Origin of the sequence: Maribacter sedimenticola (genome assembly GCF_900188415.1) — a bacterium.
Lineage (GTDB): Bacteria > Bacteroidota > Bacteroidia > Flavobacteriales > Flavobacteriaceae > Maribacter > Maribacter sedimenticola.
Genome location: NZ_FZNV01000011.1, coordinates 20,015 through 39,387, shown reverse-complemented (window position 1 = coordinate 39,387; position 19,373 = coordinate 20,015). Strand labels below are relative to the sequence as shown.

At 33.7% G+C, this 19,373-nt stretch carries 18 protein-coding genes and 1 pseudogene; 18 read left to right on the top strand and 1 reads right to left on the bottom strand.

Going from position 1 to position 19,373, the window contains the following annotated elements; translation table 11 throughout:
* Window positions 1-72: 72 nt before the first annotated feature.
* From CHB68_RS17795 to CHB68_RS17735, 13 genes are all read left to right on the top strand, one after another.
* Window positions 73-903 (top strand): alpha/beta hydrolase, encoded by an 831-nt coding sequence (locus CHB68_RS17795; RefSeq protein ID WP_089263182.1) that lies wholly within the window; start codon window positions 73-75, stop codon window positions 901-903.
* Window positions 904-1,132: 229 nt separating this feature from the next.
* On the top strand, window positions 1,133-1,819 hold the full coding sequence (locus CHB68_RS17790; protein ID WP_071339919.1) for a DUF4386 domain-containing protein: 687 nt from the start codon (window positions 1,133-1,135) through the stop codon (window positions 1,817-1,819).
* A 131-nt stretch (window positions 1,820-1,950) separates the two neighbouring features.
* On the top strand, window positions 1,951-3,033 hold the full coding sequence (gene trpS, locus CHB68_RS17785; RefSeq protein ID WP_218822516.1) for a tryptophan--tRNA ligase: 1,083 nt from the start codon (window positions 1,951-1,953) through the stop codon (window positions 3,031-3,033).
* A gap of 227 nt (window positions 3,034-3,260) precedes the next feature.
* A complete protein-coding gene (locus CHB68_RS17780; RefSeq protein ID WP_089263180.1) occupies window positions 3,261-3,830 on the top strand; it encodes a hypothetical protein in 570 nt (189 codons plus the stop codon).
* A 351-nt stretch (window positions 3,831-4,181) separates the two neighbouring features.
* Window positions 4,182-5,081, top strand: a complete 900-nt coding sequence (locus tag CHB68_RS17775) for an MBL fold metallo-hydrolase (RefSeq protein WP_089263178.1) — start codon at window positions 4,182-4,184, stop codon at window positions 5,079-5,081.
* Between the two features lie 13 nt (window positions 5,082-5,094).
* On the top strand, window positions 5,095-6,000 hold the full coding sequence (locus CHB68_RS17770) for a TolB-like translocation protein (protein ID WP_089263176.1): 906 nt from the start codon (window positions 5,095-5,097) through the stop codon (window positions 5,998-6,000).
* 85 nt (window positions 6,001-6,085) lie between these two features.
* Window positions 6,086-7,018: an NAD(P)-dependent alcohol dehydrogenase gene (locus CHB68_RS17765; RefSeq protein ID WP_089263174.1), complete on the top strand. Its 933-nt coding sequence runs from the start codon at window positions 6,086-6,088 to the stop codon at window positions 7,016-7,018.
* Window positions 7,019-7,608: 590 nt separating this feature from the next.
* Window positions 7,609-8,469, top strand: coding sequence for an alpha/beta fold hydrolase (locus CHB68_RS17760; protein WP_089263172.1), 861 nt, complete (start codon window positions 7,609-7,611; stop codon window positions 8,467-8,469).
* A gap of 1 nt (window position 8,470) precedes the next feature.
* The gene (locus CHB68_RS17755; RefSeq protein ID WP_089263170.1) at window positions 8,471-9,421 is read left to right on the top strand and encodes an alpha/beta fold hydrolase; all 951 of its coding nucleotides are present in this window, start codon (window positions 8,471-8,473) and stop codon (window positions 9,419-9,421) included.
* A gap of 112 nt (window positions 9,422-9,533) precedes the next feature.
* The gene (locus CHB68_RS17750) at window positions 9,534-10,658 is read left to right on the top strand and encodes a nuclear transport factor 2 family protein (protein ID WP_089263168.1); all 1,125 of its coding nucleotides are present in this window, start codon (window positions 9,534-9,536) and stop codon (window positions 10,656-10,658) included.
* 1 nt (window position 10,659) lies between these two features.
* Window positions 10,660-11,571: a leucine-rich repeat domain-containing protein gene (locus CHB68_RS17745; RefSeq protein WP_089263166.1), complete on the top strand. Its 912-nt coding sequence runs from the start codon at window positions 10,660-10,662 to the stop codon at window positions 11,569-11,571.
* Between the two features lie 185 nt (window positions 11,572-11,756).
* Window positions 11,757-12,131: a cupin domain-containing protein gene (locus CHB68_RS17740; protein WP_089263164.1), complete on the top strand. Its 375-nt coding sequence runs from the start codon at window positions 11,757-11,759 to the stop codon at window positions 12,129-12,131.
* Window positions 12,121-13,770 carry a hypothetical protein gene (locus tag CHB68_RS17735; RefSeq protein WP_089263162.1) on the top strand — a complete coding sequence of 550 codons (1,650 nt, stop codon included), beginning with the start codon at window positions 12,121-12,123 and terminating at the stop codon, window positions 13,768-13,770. The genes CHB68_RS17740 and CHB68_RS17735 overlap by 11 nt, the downstream gene beginning before the upstream one ends.
* 231 nt (window positions 13,771-14,001) lie before the next feature.
* Here the strand turns inward: CHB68_RS17735 and CHB68_RS18685 are convergent.
* Window positions 14,002-14,154 (bottom strand): annotated as a pseudogene (locus CHB68_RS18685) (IS110 family transposase); the annotation flags it as partial.
* 92 nt (window positions 14,155-14,246) lie between these two features.
* Between CHB68_RS18685 and CHB68_RS17730 the strand changes: the two are divergent.
* The 5 genes from CHB68_RS17730 to CHB68_RS17715 all read left to right on the top strand — a co-directional run bounded on the left by CHB68_RS17730 (window position 14,247) and on the right by CHB68_RS17715 (window position 19,162).
* Window positions 14,247-14,513: a transposase gene (locus CHB68_RS17730; protein ID WP_089263160.1), complete on the top strand. Its 267-nt coding sequence runs from the start codon at window positions 14,247-14,249 to the stop codon at window positions 14,511-14,513.
* Window positions 14,498-15,391 carry an IS3 family transposase gene (locus CHB68_RS17725; RefSeq protein WP_143815234.1) on the top strand — a complete coding sequence of 298 codons (894 nt, stop codon included), beginning with the start codon at window positions 14,498-14,500 and terminating at the stop codon, window positions 15,389-15,391. The genes CHB68_RS17730 and CHB68_RS17725 overlap by 16 nt, the downstream gene beginning before the upstream one ends.
* 24 nt (window positions 15,392-15,415) lie before the next feature.
* On the top strand, window positions 15,416-15,547 hold the full coding sequence (locus tag CHB68_RS18805; protein ID WP_262494240.1) for a hypothetical protein: 132 nt from the start codon (window positions 15,416-15,418) through the stop codon (window positions 15,545-15,547).
* Window positions 15,548-15,651: 104 nt separating this feature from the next.
* The gene (locus CHB68_RS17720) at window positions 15,652-16,380 is read left to right on the top strand and encodes an NAD(P)-dependent oxidoreductase (RefSeq protein WP_089263156.1); all 729 of its coding nucleotides are present in this window, start codon (window positions 15,652-15,654) and stop codon (window positions 16,378-16,380) included.
* A 445-nt stretch (window positions 16,381-16,825) separates the two neighbouring features.
* Entirely contained in the window at window positions 16,826-19,162 is a 2,337-nt protein-coding gene (locus CHB68_RS17715) for an ABC transporter permease (protein WP_089263154.1), read from the top strand.
* Window positions 19,163-19,373: the final 211 nt, after the last annotated feature.

Below are 19,373 nucleotides of genomic sequence, written 5' to 3'. Positions count from 1 at the left end.
ACGGAAACGAAAAGTTTCCTTGCCTGCCCTATTTGCTATAGCCCGACCGTTACCAAACATATAAAGCAAACTATGAAAAATTTGACATTTGTAATTTTATATATTCTTCTTTCAGGAGTACAAACCACTTTTGGACAGAATGAAATAGATGATATTATAGTAGGAAGTAAGTTCGTTATTAAATCTAATATTTTAGATGAAGAAAGAACCTGTTTAATAAGTCTTCCTGATTCATACAATAATTCATCTGAAGTTGATAAAAAATATCCAGTTATCATATTATTGGATGGATATACTCATTTTAAAACAGCATCTGGAATAGTACATTTTATGAGTTCTAATAGGAATCGAAACAATTCAATGCCTGAAAGTATTATTATAGCCATAGAGAATGTTGACCGAGAACGAGATTTTACAGTTACAAAAATTAAGACCAAACGACCGAATAATATGGGAGGTGGAAGGAATTTTTTGAATTTCATTGAGAAAGAACTAGTACCTTATATTGATAAAAAGTATAAGACAGAACCGTTTAGAACTCTTGTTGGGCACTCTTTAGGAGGACTACTTACACTAAATTCCTATATGGATGAAAATAGCGTATTCAATGCTTACATTTCTATAGACCCAAGTATTTGGTGGAATGAGGAGATGATGAAAAACAAAGTTGATTCTACTCCCTCAATATCATTAGATAAAAAACTTTATATCGCTACTGCCAATCAAGGAGAGGCTAATTACGAAAGGAATAAACAAAGACACGACTCTCTCTATACTTTAATAACAAAGAAATCGGATAAACCTCTAAATATCGAAATAGAATATTTTGAAAAAGAAAACCATCGCTCTGTACCATTAGTAGCTCTATACGAAGGGTTAAAATATATTAATCAAGAGGAATGATTTCGAAGCTGGTAATATCAACAAATACGTTTGGTAACACCGTATATAATTTATTGCTGGCTTTTTGCCTACTTGCGAAAGTCTTTGCGGACTTTCTTGGTCGGTAATTAGTTGCTTAAAACACGCAACAAACCATATACAAACACGTTGTGTGCCATAAGGGCAAAACTGTAACAATTAATCTTTTACAGAGTCCGAATTAGTATAAAATAATAAAAATAAATAATCTATGATTGCAAATACAGAACAGAAAAATTTAATTAAGACCGCTAGAATAACTGGCTTATGGTATTTAATGATGGCTATTACAGGAATTCTAGGGTTTATGGTCTTTCATTCTCAAATATTTGTGTCTGGTAATCCTGAACAAACGCTAACAAATTTGGTAGAATTAGAATCTACAGCAAGAATTCGATTGCTATTAGAATTTGGTATAGTAATTTCTCAGGCTCTTACCGCAGTTTGGTTTTTCAAATTATTTAAAGATAATTATGAATGGGAAGCTTGGACTCTAGGTATATGGGGAATGGTAAATGCTTTAGCCATTATGATAAGTGCAATTTCAATCGCCTCAGCAATAGGTATTGCAAATTCAGAAATAAGTGCTATGGAAGACAAAGTTTTACTAATTCAGGTTTTTCAAAATATTATTTCGAATGCTTGGGGTATTGGTGGCCTATTTTTCGGGTTATGGCTATTTCCAATGGGATACATAGTTATCAAATCTAAAAGGTTGCCTGTTTGGTTAGGAAGAATAATTATTTTAGGTGGTATAGGCTATCTAATTTCTACAGTTATACACTACGCAGGAATTGATTTTAGCTTCAATAGATTTCTAACTCTACCTGCAACCATTGGAGAATTTTGGATGATAGGTTATTTACTAATTTTTGGCATAAGACCTAGCTATAAGTAATTGCTTTGCTCTCCTACTTCTGAAAATCCTCACGAATTTTTAGTTTGGTTTATACTTGCAACGTTAAGTGATTATTCACGAAACTACTCATAGCCGAAATCGTTGTGGGTAATGAGAAAAATTGAACTTTCTTGAATAAAAGTAAACAAAAAATGATTAATAAAAGTTTTGAAAAAGCAAAAGAGCAAAGCAAATTATTAGAAAATGATTTGTATAAGAATCCTCAAAAGTACCGCGTATTAACGGGAGATAGACCTACAGGTAATTTGCATCTTGGACACTATTTTGGCTCAATTATAAACCGATTAAAATTACAAAGCTTGGGAATTGAGACTTATATTTTAATTGCGGATTATCAAGTGTTGACAGATAGAAATGTTTTTAATGAAATTTCAAAATTCACCTATGAACTAACTTTGGACTATTTAGCCTGTGGATTAGACCCTGAAAATTATAAAACTCATATTTTTCCACATAGTCATATTCCTGAATTAAATCAACTAACTATTCCATTTCTGACATTAGTTTCCAGTTCAGAATTAAACAAAAATCCAACTGTTAAAGAAGAAATTACTGCTTCAGGACTGAGTAATATTAATGCAGGAATGTATATCTATCCAGTTCATCAAGCTGCTGACATTTTGTTTTGTAAAAGTAATGTGGTTCCTGTTGGAAAAGATCAATTACCTCATATAGAATTAACTCGGAAAATTGCAAAGCGCTTTAATACCAAATTCAATAAAAATATTTTTACAGAACCAGTTGCATTTTTTACTGATACCCCTACTATTCTTGGGTTAGACGGTATTCAAAAAATGAGTAAAAGTCGCAACAATTCAATTATGATAAAGTCAACAGCTGACGAAACAGCAAAACTAATAAAATCTGCCAAAACTGATTCAAGTCGTTACATATCTTACGACCCCGAAAACAGACCAGAGGTTTCCAACTTACTTAAGTTAGCTTCCTTATGTTCAGATAAAAGTCCAACAGATATTGCTGATAAAATTGGCGACCAAGGTTCAGGAAAACTTAAACAGCTAACAGAAGAAGCCATAAACACATATTTTGAGCCTATTAGAAAAAAAAGAATAGAGCTTGAAAAAAATAAAGATTATGTCAGGGATATTTTGCTTAAAGGTATAAGTAAAGCGAGAGAAACAGCTATTGGAACGTTGAGTGAAGTCACTGAGGCAATGAATATGAAAATATAATAGCACTACATCCAGCAAAGAACTAAAATCGGATTCGATTCAATCTTTTTATTTTGAAAGAATAGAGTTGATTTTGAATGGAATCTCGAAGAACAAATAAAGCGAACGGAAGCATTTCAAAAAAACAAAATAACTAAAACTATTATTTAATTCTACTTTTTCAAGAAGGTAAACTTCATACAAATATCAATCAATCAATAATCATCATTAATCAAAAAAACATCATCATGAAAAAAACTTTAATTACCTTGACTTTGTGCGGACTAACATTAATCGCCAAAGCTCAAAACACAAGTGTAGAAAAATCAACATTCGGATTACAAACTGGAGTTCTAGGAATCTGGGCATATAATGAGGCAAAACTATCAAATGCCATTGCACTGAGAACAGAGATTGGTTTTGATTTTGGTATTTGGGAAACTACTTTTTACGATGATTATGATTCTCCATTTCTACTAACACCTGTAATAGTTGTGGAGCCAAGATTTTATTATAACCTCGAAAAACGTTCAAAAAACTCAAAAAGAATTGATGGGAATAGTGGCAACTTTTTTGCTTTAAAAATGGGTTATCATCCAGATTGGTTTGTCTTATTCAATACTGACGATGCTCCTGTGGTAAGTGATTTTTCGATTATACCCACTTGGGGAATTAGAAGAAATATAGGGAAACACTTTAATTATGAAGCAGGTCTTGGCGCAGGATTTAGTTACACATTTGCTAAACGCGCTGGTTATTTAAAGAACAAAAGTGAAATGGAATTAAACATGCACTTGCGTATAGGGTATAGGTTTTAGTAAAAACAACTCTCTGTGCTTTGGACAAAATTGGTTACGTTGGTATGAATTTTTAAGCTATAATCTTAAGCGTTAGAAGTCACATATATCTTATGGTAAATATTTATTTTTTAATAGATATAAGGAGCAGAGTGGATTATCAAACATCTATTGGATAGGTGCAAAGGATATAGAGAGATTAAGATCAATTAATCCTGAAATTTAATATTTGACAAAGAACTAAATTATAAATACAATCAAATGAAAAAAATAAAATAAACTGCACTTGCTTAGTGCGCAGCCCGAAATTCCCTGAATTTCTGAGCCCGCATCACTCATAGCCAGAACGTTAAAGCCAATATAGACCAGCATATGAAAATAAAAATCACAATCTTATTATCAATACTAATTTTGATTTTGTCATGCCAACCATCAATCGAAGAAACTGTTGATTTAAGTGTGCAAAATTGGATTCATGGCTCTGAAAACTGTGATGATAATATTGACCCACCAATTCAGGTCGTTAAGTATAATAGCTGTACGTATATTTTACGTCAAAACAGGTGTACAAATTACGAAGCACCTTTTATGTTTCTGTTTTTTGGTGAGAACAAAGCGCTATTAATGGATACTGGAGCTACTCAAGAAGATGATATTTTTCCGCTTTATGAAACTGTAAATACAATTATTAACGACTGGTCTAAAAAGAATGGAGAAGTTGAATTAATAGTTGCTCATACTCATAAGCATGGAGACCACTATGCTGGCGATGGACAATTCAAAGGAAAACCGAACACTTCTGTAATCGACCTTGAGGTTAAAGATGTACAAGATTTTTTTAAGATTTCAAACTGGCCCGAAGAAATTGTAGATTATGATTTAGGGAATCGCATGATGAAGATAATACCAATTCCTGGACACCAAGCTTCTTCAATTGCGGTTTATGATACTTCCACTAAAATTCTCTTGACTGGAGACACCTTTTATCCTGGTAGACTATACATAAATGATTGGAATGCTTTTAAAATGAGTATTGAAAGACTTGTAAAATTCACCGACATTAATGAGGTTTCAACCATACTTGGAAATCACATTGAAATGACTCAAACAGCTGGTGTTGATTACCCCATGGGAACTAGTTACCAGCCTAAAGAACACCAACTTCCGTTAAGTGTGCTCACATTAAAAGAACTTTCACGAGCTCTTACAAAATTAGGAGATACAACCACAAAGAAAATTCATGATAGCTTTATAATATATCCCGTCGATTAAAACATCCTAAGAAATGAAAAATCTCATAATTAAACTCTCAGTATTATTAATAATATTCTTAAGTGCTTGTAAAACTGATAATTCGAATGCAAAAGAAAATGATTCTTTATCTATAGAAAACCCATATCTGGGTCAAAATCCACCAGGATTAACGCCTATACCATTTGCTCCAGGTCTGGTATCTACAGATTTGTATGAAGTCAATAGTGCATTCACCCCAGATATGAAAGCGTTTTATTTTATTAGAAGAGGCGAAGAAAATAAAAAATCAGCTTTTTACGAATACAAATACAACGAAACAAATGGGAAATGGGAAAAATCTGAAATAGCATCTCCATGGATAGGAAGACCCGTAATAGCTCCAGATGGACAAACCATGCATTTAGGTGACAGGTATCTAAAAAGAACAGAAGCTGGATGGTCAGAATTACAAAAACTAGAACCTCCTACTGTAAGTAATGATTCTATGTATATTATGCGCCTTTCATCGTCTTCAAATGGGACCTACTATTTTGACACCTATAAAGAGAATGATTCAACGTTTCCAATTCGCTATTCGCGTTTAATAGATGGAAAGCATGAGGAACCTATCGCTTTGCCTAAAGAAATAAATACAGGAACCTTTTTGAGCCATCCTTTTATAGCACCAGATGAATCGTATTTATTATTTGATGCTAAAAGGGAAGATGGTTTTGGAGACTCTGATATTTATATCAGTTTTAAACAAAGTGATGGTACTTGGGGCGATGGAATTAATTTGGGAGATAAAATAAACACCAACGCTTGGGAAGCTTCTGCTAGTATAACACCAGACGGTAAATACCTTTTCTTTAGTAGAAATGTAGGATCAGACGATTTTGAAAATGTAGATATATTTTGGGTAGATGCAGAAGTTATCTATGCTCTTAAAAAGGAATAACGAAAAGCAAAGGTTTGTTCCAATTTCAAAATACGAACTTTTGTAAACCACATTTTAACCAACTTTGCTGTTAACAAAAACAATTATGAAAGCAATAGAATGTCTAAAATATGGAGAAGTAGAAAACCTGGTGCTAAGTAATGTTAAAAAACCAATAGCAAAAGCTAATGAAGTACTTATAAAAATACATGCAACTTCAGTTACCACAAGCGATGTTCTTATTCGGAGAATGAATGAACCTTTCATTCCTAAACTTATACTCCAACTCATATTTGGTTTTGGTCGTCCAAGAAACCCTGTATTGGGGATGGTAACAGCTGGTGTTGTGGAGCGTAAAGGTAAAGATGTAACATTGTTTGAAATTGGTGATGAGGTTTTTGCTTATGGTTCTATCTCGCCTACCAAACGTCGTTTTGGTTCTTACGCAGAATATATCTGTTTACCCGAAGATTGGAATCTGGCACTAAAACCTGTAAATCTGAGTTTTGAGGAAGCCGCTGCGATTCCTTATGGTGGTTTACTTGCTTCTCATTTATTAAAAAAGACCAGTATTAACAAGGACGACAAAATTTTAATCTATGGAGCGTCAGGAAGTATAGGTACAATGGCGATACAATTGGCGAAGCATAAGGGTGCTCATGTTACAAGTGTATGCAGTAGTCGAAATTTTGAATTAGTAACCTCTTTAGGAAGTGATAAGGTGATTGACTACACGATAGAAAATGCTGAAAAACAATTAGAAACATATAAATATGTGATTGATGCTGTAGGCAATTCGAAATCATCGATACTTAAAGAGAAGAGCAAAAAAGCATTGACTTCGAATGGCAAATACATATCCATAGATCATGGCACTCCATTAACACCAAAAGAAGCTTTTTTAAATTTAAAAAGCTTAGCAGAACAAGAGAAACTTAGACCTGTTATTGACAGCATATATCCTTTAGAAAAAATGGCTGAAGCGCATAAATATGTGGAGATGGGTCATAAAAGAGGAAATGTAGTCATCACCATTTAGCTGGACTAAATAGTATATCAATTCAAAAATCATCAACTCGTGCTGAGCCCAGTCGAAGCATCAAAAAACGAACAGTGTATGTTTATCAAATCAAAAGAAAGAAAATTAAAAAAAAATAACCACAACTACCACTTATTTCTGACTGATATCATCTGATCTTTAAATTGAACCAAGTGAAAATAGTAAAAGGCCGAAAATTAAACAGAGCAACTTTAGATTCTTTTAATGAAAAGGCAAAAAATCGAGAGAATTTAATAGCTACTTCTCTGAGGTATTTGGAAAACCTAATCATTGAAAAATAAACTACTGGTAAAAATGTAGATAAAATCAGAAAACTAAATTAAGATTTAATAGAAAGGCTTGTTTGCATCATAATTTATAGAACTGCGTCATAATTTTCAATCTATCATCAAACTTTATACATAAGGCTTCATAAGTGGTTAGAAGCATATTGCTTCTTGATAGATATTTGTAGAAACAAAAATTGAGTTATTAATAATAAAAATTAAAGTGTAACAAATACCTATCATCCCTCGTCATAACATTCAAAATACATCAATCATAATCATCAATCAAGAAACGAACAGTACATGTTTTTCAAATCAAAAGAAGGAAAAGAAAAAATCTTATCCCTTTACAATCAAAAGTTAAATGAGCTGAATATTGAATATTCAGAAAAATTTATAGAAACAAAGTTTGGAGTCACTAATGTTATCATTACTGGCGATACTAAAAACCCTCCATTAATACTGATTCACGGCACAGGAGGTTGTGCACCACAAATTTTAGATTCTTTCCCCAATCTAGCTTCAAAATATTGTGTCTATGCCATTGATGTCTTAGCGCAGCCCAATAAAAGTGCAGAGAATCGATTAGACATGAAATCTTTAGATTATGGAAAATGGCTTATTGAAGTAATCATAAAACTAAGACTGAAAGACGTGACCCTGGTAGGCTTTTCCTTTGGAGGTTTGATCAGCTTAAAAGCAATGGAGTTTAACGAGACACCAATTAGACAGGTTTTCTTAATTGCACCAGTCTATATCGTTAATGGTAATCCTCTTGTAGGTTTGTTTAAAATGTTCCTACCATTAAAAAAGTTTATAAAAACTAACAATCAAAAGCACATTAAAAAGGTAATGAACGTACTTTTTTCTGAATACGATGATTTTGCATTAGAGTTTATGTCTTCTACGTTTCAATACTGCAATATGGATTTTTCTCCTTTACCAATGCTATCTAAAAATGATGCAAATAGAATAAAAACACCGATTACCATTTTTGCCTGTGAAAAAGACATCATGTTTCCCGGAAAAAAAATGATTAAAAGAGCAAATCGAATATTTTCTACTATAGAAGAAGTTGTTTTGATTGTAGAGGCTAAACACGTACCAAATTCAAAGGATTTTAAAAAAATAGAAGATTTAATTATTGATAAAAACAGGCACTGAAATGATACAAGAAATTAAATCTTTAAAATTTCCCAAATCCAATATAATTTCAATAAATGGAATTGAGTTAGAAGTATTTGAAGCAGGTAAAGAAAATATTGGTAATCCGATTGTACTTTGTCATGGCTTTCCCGAACATGCCTTTTCTTGGCGTTATCAAATACCAGCGCTTGCTAAAGCTGGTTATCATGTCATTGTTCCAAATCAAAGAGGATATGGCAATTCATCGCGCCCTAAAGAAGTAACGGCATATGATATAACCCATTTAACAGATGATTTAGTGGCCTTACTTGATTATTACAACTACAGAGATGCTGTTTTTGTGGGGCATGATTGGGGCGCAAATGTAGTATGGAACCTTGCACTCTTGCATCCAGAGCGTGTAAATAAAATCATAAATCTTGCACTTCCTTATCAAGAACGAGGTGAAAAACCATGGATACAGTTTATGGAAGCGTTTTTTGGTGAAGATTTCTATTTTGTTCATTTTAATAAAAAACCAGGAGTAGCAGATGCTGTGTTAGAGAACCATGCAGAAAACTTTCTTTGTAATTTATTTCGTAAGAATGTGCCTCTTGCACCACCAGAACCAGGAATGTTAATGATGAATCTTGCAAAAGCAGAAAAGCCTTTTGGTGAGCCTATTATGAACGACGTTGATTTGTCTGTATTTGTAACGGCATTTAAAAATTCTGGGTTTAATGGCGCTATTAATTGGTATAGAAACCTTGACCGAAACTGGCACGTATTGGCAGATATAGACCCAATCATCAAACAGCCTACACTTATGATCTATGGTAATCTAGATATGATTCCAAAATTTGAAAGGCTACAGGATTTTGTTCCAAATTTGGATGTGATTAGTTTAGAGTGTGGCCATCACATTCAACAAGAGTTACCACATGAAACTAATCAATCAATTTTAAAATGGTTGGCAAAATTTAATGGTTAAAAAAGAAATGGAAACAAGAAGGGTATTTTATAGAGAAGGAGCAGAATTTGTTGGAGACTATAGGCAAGCCTTAATTTTTGAATCCATTTAATTAACAGTACTAAAAATACGTATGAAACATTTTCTTTTATTCATCGGATTTCTAATGTTAAACGCTTCAGTTTTTGCACAAACGGAAGTATCTAAAATAGAAAACACGCTTTTAAATTATATAAATGGTACTTCTTACAATAGATCTGCCCTTATTAAAAAAGCATTTTATACCAAAGCAAATCTGTATTTAGAAAAAAATGACAAAACACTTTGGACCGTTCCAGCCAAAGAATATGCAAGTTGGTATAAAAATAAAAAAGAAGGGGAGTTTACGGGAAGAATAGGTAACATTTTATCGATTGACAACTTTGAAGGTGTTGCTACTGCAAAAGCAGAAATTATTATCCCTAAGAGTGGTTTAAGATACATTGATTTGTTTCTTTTAAAAAAAATTGAAAACGAGTGGAAAATTATTAGCAAAACTGCTAGTAGTGAAAAAAGTAACCAAAATGGTGATAAAATATTATTTATAGTATCCAATGCCTCATTCCATGGAACAACTAAACTTCCAACGGGTAATAGTTTCTCTGAAATTGTTAATGCTTATGATACGTTTAAAAAGGAAGGGTTTACTGTGGACTTCGTTAGTCCGAATGGGGGTAGTATTCCACTAGCTTATATTAATACATCTGACGCACTCCAAAAAAAACTGCTTTACAGTGAAGACTTTATGTATGCATTAAAACACACCAAAAAGCCTAAAGAAATTATTGCAAAAGATTATAAAGCGGTTCATTATATCGGAGGTGGAAGTGCAATGTATGATGTGCCTAAGAATAAAGAAATTCAAAAAATAACAATGACCATTTTTGAAGAATATAATGGTATTGTCTCTTCAGTATGTCATGGAACGGCTGGTATTGTTAATTTAAAAACAAAAGATGGGAAGTACTTGGTAAATAATAAAATAATTAGTGGATACCCAGAAGCTTATGAAAAAGAGGGTGCTGAATATTTTAAGCAATTCCCTTTTTTAATTCAAAAGACCATAGAAGAAAGAGGTGGGATATTTAAATATTCTCCTAGAAACTCGGTACATGTAGAGGTACAAGGAAATGTAATTACAGGTCAAAATTATTTATCATCTAAAGATGTAGCATTAAAAATAATAGAAAATTTAAATAATCGACAAGTCAGTCAATAAAATGAAAAAATCAAACCAAATTTTACTAACATATTTTTCCATATTAGTATTGATGGGTAGTACAGTTTCATGCTCAAATGATGATAATATTGCGGGTTTTAATCGTGCTTATGTAAGCATACCCGATTCAAGTTTTGAAGCGATACTTATAAAAACAGGTGTAGATTCTGATGGTATTATAAATCAGCAAATGCTAAGCAGTGATGCTGAAGGAATAACTACCCTTGACTTAAGCAATCTAGAATATGGAGCTATTACTGATTTAACAGGAATAGAAGGCTTTACCAGTTTAAGAAAATTAATTGCCACCCAACATGATATAGCACAAATTGATTTAAGTGATAATTTAAATTTGGATACGTTAAATCTTGCGGGGAATAAATTGTTAAGTATTGATATTAGCAACAATAGTAAACTAGTTTTACTTGATTTGACTGCTAATGAAATGAATTCAGTCGTTGGATTATCAGAATTGGGTGAATTAAAAGACTTGGATTTGTCTTGGAATTATTTTGAAACTTTTAGTATTTCTAGTGAGTCGTTAGAGGTTTTACATATGAGTAATAATGATTTGTATTCACTCGACATTAGTTCAGCTCCAAATCTAAAAAACCTACTTTTAACATCAAATAAATTGCAAAGTTTAGAGGTGATTTCAAATAAAAAGTTAGAAACATTACTGGTTTCTGATAACGAGCTGCAAACTATTAATCTCTTAGAAAATAATGATTTAACGCATCTTTATATCACCAGTAATTCACTGGATAGGTTAAACGTGAGTTTTAATCAAAACCTTATTGATTTAAAAGTAGATAGAAATCCAAATTTGCCTTGTATTAAAATTCTTGATGGACAAAATATCCCACTAATTTCTAAAGCAGATCATCAAGAACTAAATACTAATTGCAATTAAAAACGCCATAAAACTTTGAGATACAATCTATTTAATTTACGGGCTTACTATAAAATAAAATAGAATAATATTTCATTACGGTAGACATAAGTAAAAATTATTGGCACCTTATTTATTTCGGCATTTTTACTATTGGATATTCTAGATAATCAAAGAATAAAGAACTATTATAATCAAATTTTGAGATGAATATAACCGAACAACTAAACACCATTAATGACTACTATGCTCCAAAAATAATTGGTGAAGTAAATGATGTTTTTATAAAACTGGTGAAAATACAGGGCAATAAAGTTCCTTGGCATCATCATAAAAATGAAGATGAATTATTTCTTATTATTAAAGGAGCGCTTCTTTTTGAAATAGAAAATCAAGAACCGTTTACTATGAAAAAGGGAGACTTGTTTATTGTGAAAAAGGGAATCAATCATAAGGTAAGCTCTAAAAACGAATGCCATATAATGCTTATTGAAAATAAATCAACTTTGCATACAGGAGAGGTTGTTAATGAAATTACTAAGCCTATTAAAAATCAAATCTCGTATGATAATGATCTATAAAAAAAGGTGTTTAAGTGTACTATTGTTGTTGATTGTAGCATTCTCTTGTACACAACCTAAAGAAGCAGATAAAATTAGGATTCTGTTTATCGGAAATAGTTATACGTTCTACAACAGCACTCCGGAGTTATTAAAGAAAATAATACAAGAGAAATTTCCAGAACATGTAGTAGAAACTCAGTTGATAAGTGATGGTGGTATGACGCTTGCCGACCATTGGCAAACAGAGAGTACAATAGAAGCCATTAGAACGGGTGAATGGGACTATGTGGTACTCCAAGAGCAAAGCAAGCTGGGAATGGGCGTCATGATTGATAACGACATGTATTTTGGGTCAACAGATCAATTTTTTGAGCACTCAAGAAAGTTTAATGCTGAAATAACAAAAGCGGGTGCTAAGACCGTGTTCTTTATGACCTGGTCAAATAAAGATCAACCGAAAGAACAAGCCATATTGTCACATGCATATACGACCATAGCCAAAGAGCTTGAGGCTATAGTGGCGCCAGTTGGTTTGGTATGGGATAGGGTGCGAACGAATCCAAAGATTGACTTATATGCCGACGATGGTGGTCACCCATCAGCAATGGGTTCCTATTTAACCGCTGTTACACTTTACGCAACACTAATGTCTGATAATCCTCTAGGTCTTCCAGGGACTATTTTTGGTAATCGGTTATCGAATATTGGTGAGCGTTCATTGGATAGGGGGCTGTTAATTGATCTATCAAATGAGGAAGCTCAATTGATTCAAGAAGCAAGTTGGGAAGTGGTGCAAGCCATGCAAAAATCAAGTGATTACCTTGATTTTGAACAGCCAGACCCAAGCTATACCATTCCTGAATTGACCAAAGGTGAAACCATTGAGCTAAAAAAGATTATCGGAAAGTGGTATGGGACCGGTACTTATGGATCAGACTATCTTGGCCAAATCATGGAGGTTAAAGATGTGGATGGCAAACCCGAAGTGAGCCTATCATTTTACTCACCTCATGTACGAGATCAAATGAGAGTAGATAATGCAATTATTAAAGAAGATCAATTGATTTTAACCCTTCATGACTCTTTAAGAACTAGAAACGCTAACCTACGTATGTCGCTAATGAGTGGCAATATGGAGGGAATATTAGAATCCTCCGGTAATGTACAAATGTATAAGCATTTATATTTCTCTAAAGCATCTGTTCATAATAAAATAGACCTTTCAGCTGTAGCGTTGCTGATGGAATCCTTTCAATCTAACATTGTAAAAGAGGGCTATGCAACAGCTGCAGTAAAACACTATGAACAATACAGCAAACTGATTGGTGAAAGGTACAAGCCTGAGGAATTTTATCTGAATGCAGTTGGTTACAATTTTCTAAGGGATGAAAAAGTGAATGATGCTCTAAACTATTTTGAATTGTCCATGATTTATTATCCTCAGTCGGTCAATACATATGAAAATTATGCAGAGGCTTTGATTGTAGCAGGGCGAAAAGATGAAGCATTAGCAGTTTATACGAAAGCTTATGAACTCGCCAAAAAGAATGGCTATGAAAATTTTACCCATATGGAAGAGAATTTGAATAAATTGAAAAATAATATTTCCGTTGATATAGAAGGAGGAGCAGTTCCACCACCACCTCCTCCTAGATAGTTATTATTTTTTCATAATTTATTCTCCTCACTGCAAAGTAGCAAAGGCGAAGCAAGTCTGTGATTCTTCTTTTCCAATTAAGAACTTCAAGTATTATGGCTTAAGGACACATAACAAAGAACTGAGATAGAAAACAAATAAATTCTTTCTTGATTTGAGACATAATTACTCTAAGCCCTTAGATTTAAAAAATAGAATCTTTGAGCTTTTTTCATGGTTTTTGTTCCTTGGTTATCTAGACAATACATAAACGTAAGTTTCATGGTATGGCCTACCTGATTTTGCAATGGCAAAGGACTGTTTGAGTAGTTTGTTGGCCACTGCGATCAATGCCAGTTTCTTGCTCTTACCTTTGTTCACGATTCGCTCATAAACCACTTTGCAATACATTGTAGGCTTCCCTAAAAATGTAGGCTTCCCTAAAAATAGGACAGTTCATAATTCGAATTTACTAACTTTAAATTCAAACTGTCACGATGAAAAACAGCAAGTTTAGCGAGAGTCAAATTATCAAGGCTCTAAAAGAACATCAGCAAGGAAGATCCGTTGGAGATGTTTCAAGAGAACTGGGAATAGATAAAAGCACGTTTTACTATTGGCGCAAGAAGTACGGTAGTATGGAGCAACAGCAACTTAAACGGTTGAAGGAATTGGAAGATGAGAACAATAGGTTAAAGCAGATGTACGCAGATGTTAGTTTAGATAATAAGATGCTAAAGGACGTACTATCAAAAAAGTTCTAAGGCCTTCCGACAAGAGAGTCCGGGCAAAGTATCTCATCAAGCAATATGTAATTCCCATCGTGCGTGCCTGTAATGTTGTCGGCCTGAGCAGGTCAATGTGGTATTACCAGAGTAAAAGAGACGATAGCGAGGTCATAGATAAACTGACCGAGTTAGCAGAAGCCTATCCTACTAGAGGTTTTGATGAGTATTACTACAAGATTCGTCGTGAAGGTCTAAAATGGAACAGAAAGCGTGTATTGCGAGTATATCGTGATATGAAGCTCAGCCTTAGGCGTAAACATAAGAAGCGTTTAATAAAGCGTATAAAACAACCTTTGGAAACTCCATCGACTCTTAATGAATGCTGGAGTATGGATTTTATGAGCGATGCCCTTATAGATGGCAGAAAGCTACGCGTGTTCAATGTTATAGATGATTGTAACCGTGAAGCTATTGCAATCAATGCAGGACTCTCGTACCCAGCTAGGGCGGTAGTGGAAACATTGGAAAACCTCAAAGAAGAAATAGGCACACCTAAATATGTTCGGTGCGACAATGGACCTGAATTTATATCTAAGACATTTATGAACTGGTGTACAAAAAACCATATAGAAATTAAATATACACAGCCCGGAAAACCAATGCAAAATGGTTACATAGAACGTTTCAATAGATTTTTCAGAGAAGATATACTAGATGCATATTATTTTAACGACATCTATCAACTTCAAAATATAAGCGATAACTGGAGAGAGGACTATAATTTTAATCATCCACATAAATCTCTGGGCAATAAATCACCTAAAGAATACATGCCCAGGTTTGATGAAGAATTTAAATTCTTCATCAAACCTGACCTAAATAATAATTATTTATCGAATTTAGAGGTGTCCTAATAAGGGGAAGCCTACACATACAATGTGGATATTTTAGTTTCTGAAGATTTGATTAAATCTTTGGAACTTGATCCTGAATTTAAAATCAATTCGGTGGGAGTGGTTAAATTAAAGGGAAAAAAAGAGCAGATAGCCTTATTTACGATTCCGGAATAATTATCTGGAATTGGATAGGCGTAAATTCAATAAGTAACAAAGTATTGACCCTATCGTCTAATTACCAATCAATCAAAAATTAAGATGCAACAAAAACTCAAAAAATGACAATACTGGTAGTAGGGGCAAGTGGAGCAACAGGGCGACATTTGGTAGCGCAACTTCTTAAGCAAGGGCATACCGTTAGGGCAGTAGTACGCTCACAGGAAAGGTTACCGGAATCCATCAGAAATGAGGGTAATTTATTTATTATCGAAGCCAGTATCCTGGAACTCAGTGATACGGAAATGGTAGAACATGTTGCCGGTTGTGATGCCGTAGCCTCGTGCTTAGGTCATAACTTGACCTTTAAGGGAATGTATGGTAAACCCCGAAGATTGGTAACCGATGCCGCGCGCAGATTATGTGCCGCGATAAAGGCAAACAAACCCGAAAAACCAATAAAATATGTATTGATGAATACAACAGGGAATAGAAATCGTGATTTGGACGAACCCATTTCTTTCGCTGAAAGAGGCGTTATCTCATTATTACGCTTGTTGTTGCCCCCACACGTGGATAACGAAAAAGCAGCGGATTATTTACGGACTGAAATCGGCCAAAATAATCCTATCATAGAATGGACGGCAGTCCGACCCGATGGTCTTATCAATGAATCGGAGGTTACCGCATATGAAGTATATTGCTCCCCAACCAGAAGTGCAATTTTTAATGCAGGCAAGGTCAGCAGGATTAACGTAGGTCATTTTATGGCTGCTTTGATTGACAATGATGATTTATGGCAAAAATGGAAAGGGCAGATGCCTGTTATTTATAGTAAAATGTCATCTTAATATTTGGTTTTGGAAGTTTCGTTTAAAGCAACGGATAGATTTTGTAATAAAAGTTTGGCAATTACCTGCAAAAATTCGTAATAATATACAAACCCAGCTGAATTAAAGTGAATCATCCAGATCGAGTTAAAGTGGGTATGAAAGTATTCATGAATCGCACGTTTTATAGGACCATCAAAATCTGGTCTTTAATAAACTCCCTGTAAAATAATTCAAAAAAGCAGGACTCTTTTCAAAATCCACCTTTTATAAAGAGCTTTGTCACTTTTACCATAATCGTTTATCGTTACTCTTCTAAAAAAACTTCGTTCTTGAATGTAACATTTGTTAAAATTCCTTGTCTTTCATAAAACTGGACTTATAAAAAATTTGTCATCCAAATTTTTTGTTTAGCTATTTAAAAGTAACTGAGAAAATATAAGTTCAAAATTTAGAGAATCATATTATGATTAAAAACTATATCACTATAGCATGGCGAAATATTAAGGCTAATAGGGTTTTATTCTTGCTTAATATTTTAGGTTTAACTTCAGGATTATTTTGCTTTTTACTTATCTATTTATGGATATCAAGTGAAAATAGCATTAATAGGTATCATGAAAACATAGATCAACTCCATTCTATATATCTTGTATCACCCGATGGTACGGCATTGGGTTATGGCACTTCATCACTTCTGTATAAAGAGTTAAAGTCAAAAATTCCGGAGGTAGAGAAAATCACGGCTATGACCAACGATAGCAGAAATAGTACCTTCTCAAATGGGCACACGGTTTTAAAGCAAAATGGAAAGTTTGTAAGTGAAGACTATTTTGAAATGTTTTCATTTGAGATTTTAGAAGGAAATGCTTCGAATGCGTTAACCGCTCCAAACCATATCGCTATTTCAAAAGAAATGGCCGAATTGTTCTTTGGAAACTCAAAAGGTGCCATTGGTAAAACACTCACCTACGAAAATTCAAAAGAGTTGGAAATAGCTATGGTCTATGAATTAAGCAGTGAAGATTCAACCGAGAAAAGTGATTATTATTTGCCCTTTGAGCCTCTTTTTGCTGAAAATGAGTGGATGCATGAATGGAAAAATCTTGGCACCTATACCTTTGTTCAATTGGCGGAAGGAACCAATGTTGCTCAGTTAGAACAAAAACTAAAACCATTCTTAAAAGACTATGAATTAGATTTAGAAATTCGATTTCAATCTTACGCAGACAGTTATCTGTTTGCAGACATTGAAAAAGGGGAAGGGAAAATTATATATGTAAGAATGTTTGGGATAATAGCTTTCCTGATCATGCTAATTGCAAGCATTAATTTTATGAATTTAGCTTCTGCCGGCTATATGAAAAGAGCTAAAGAAATTGGGACTAGAAAGGTTTTAGGGGCAAGCAAAAGCAGTTTAATTTTGCAATTCTTAGGAGAAGCCATGCTTCTTTCTTTTATAAGTCTATTTTTTGCCTTAATCTTTATTGCAATTGCGCTACCGGTGTTTAACGACATCACTGAAAAAAACATTGACCTGCTAAATCTACCTGTATCCACTTGGGCAATGGTTTTCTTAATTACACTTTTAACAGGATTTCTATCTGGAAGTTACCCTGCATTTTTGCTTTCTTCCTTTAGCTCTACTGATCTTTTTAAGAAAATAATTGAAACCAGCTCCAGCACCAAATGGATTAGAAAAGGTTTGGTCGTGTTTCAGTTTACCATTGCGGTTGTCTTTATAAGTAGTATGCTCATTATTTCAAAACAAATTGATTTTGTCCAAGATAGGAATATCGGTTTCGATAGAGGAAATTTATTGGCAATCACGCTTTCAAAAGACCTGCAAAATAATTTTGATGCCTTTAAAAGTGGTGCTTTACAAATTTCTGGAGTTCAGTCGGTTACAAAAACATCTCATATTCCGCTAGGAGACTATGGTACGTCACCGGAAGTTATCTGGAACAGTAAGAGCGCTGATGATCGGTCGTTATTTACAGGAATGGTGGCAAGTACAGACTTTGTTGGCACCTATGGCGTTGAATTGGTCATGGGAAGAGAACTTATTCATAATAACCCGGAGAACATTGAATATCTTATTAATGAGACGGCCATGAACATAATGAAGATGGAAAATCCGATAGGTCAACCCCTATCGTTTTGGGGAAATCCGGGAACCATTGTAGGTGTGGTTAAAGATTTTCACTTTGGATCTTTGAAAGAATCGATCTTCCCAATGATTATTAGAAGTGAAGGGTATTCAGAATTTAATATAGCCTTCGTTAAATATAGTAAGGGTAATGAAAAACAAACGTTAGTGGCTTTAGAAGCTCTTCATAGCAATTTAAATCCAGCTTTCCCTTTTGAGTATCGGTTTATAGATCAGGAATATGACAAACTATATAAAAGCGAATCTATGTTTTACAAGTTATCAACCTACTTCTCTGTTTTGGCCATACTAATTTCTTGCTTGGGCTTGTTTGGTCTGGTCCTATTTACAGCAGAACAAAAAACCAAAGAAATTGGTATTAGAAAAGTATTAGGAGCCTCTGTTTTTACCATTACCTCACTTATAACACGAGATTTTTTAAAATTGATTCTCGTTGGAGTCGCAATTGGAACCCCAATTTCTTCTTACTTCATGATCAAATGGCTTGAAGAGTATGAATATAGAATACATATGCCATGGTGGGTATATGGTCTAACTGCTGTATTAATAATAGGCATATCCCTGCTTACTGTCGGTTTCGAATCTTTAAAAGCTGCTACTGCAAAACCCTTGAAAAGTTTAAGAGATGAATAGCATCCTTATATTAAAAGAAAGATTATGAATAGTAAACTAGCATAAAATCCAACGTACGGCAGGTTATAAAAGCAATACTGTTTTGCTGTTTAAATAAATAGTTTCTACTTCTATTTGGTAGCTTGCGAGTTAAAAAGTTAAAATATCTTTCGCTACTGCTTTTATGCCAACCGTTAAAATCTTAATTTTTAATGGTCCTGTTAAACGAAGG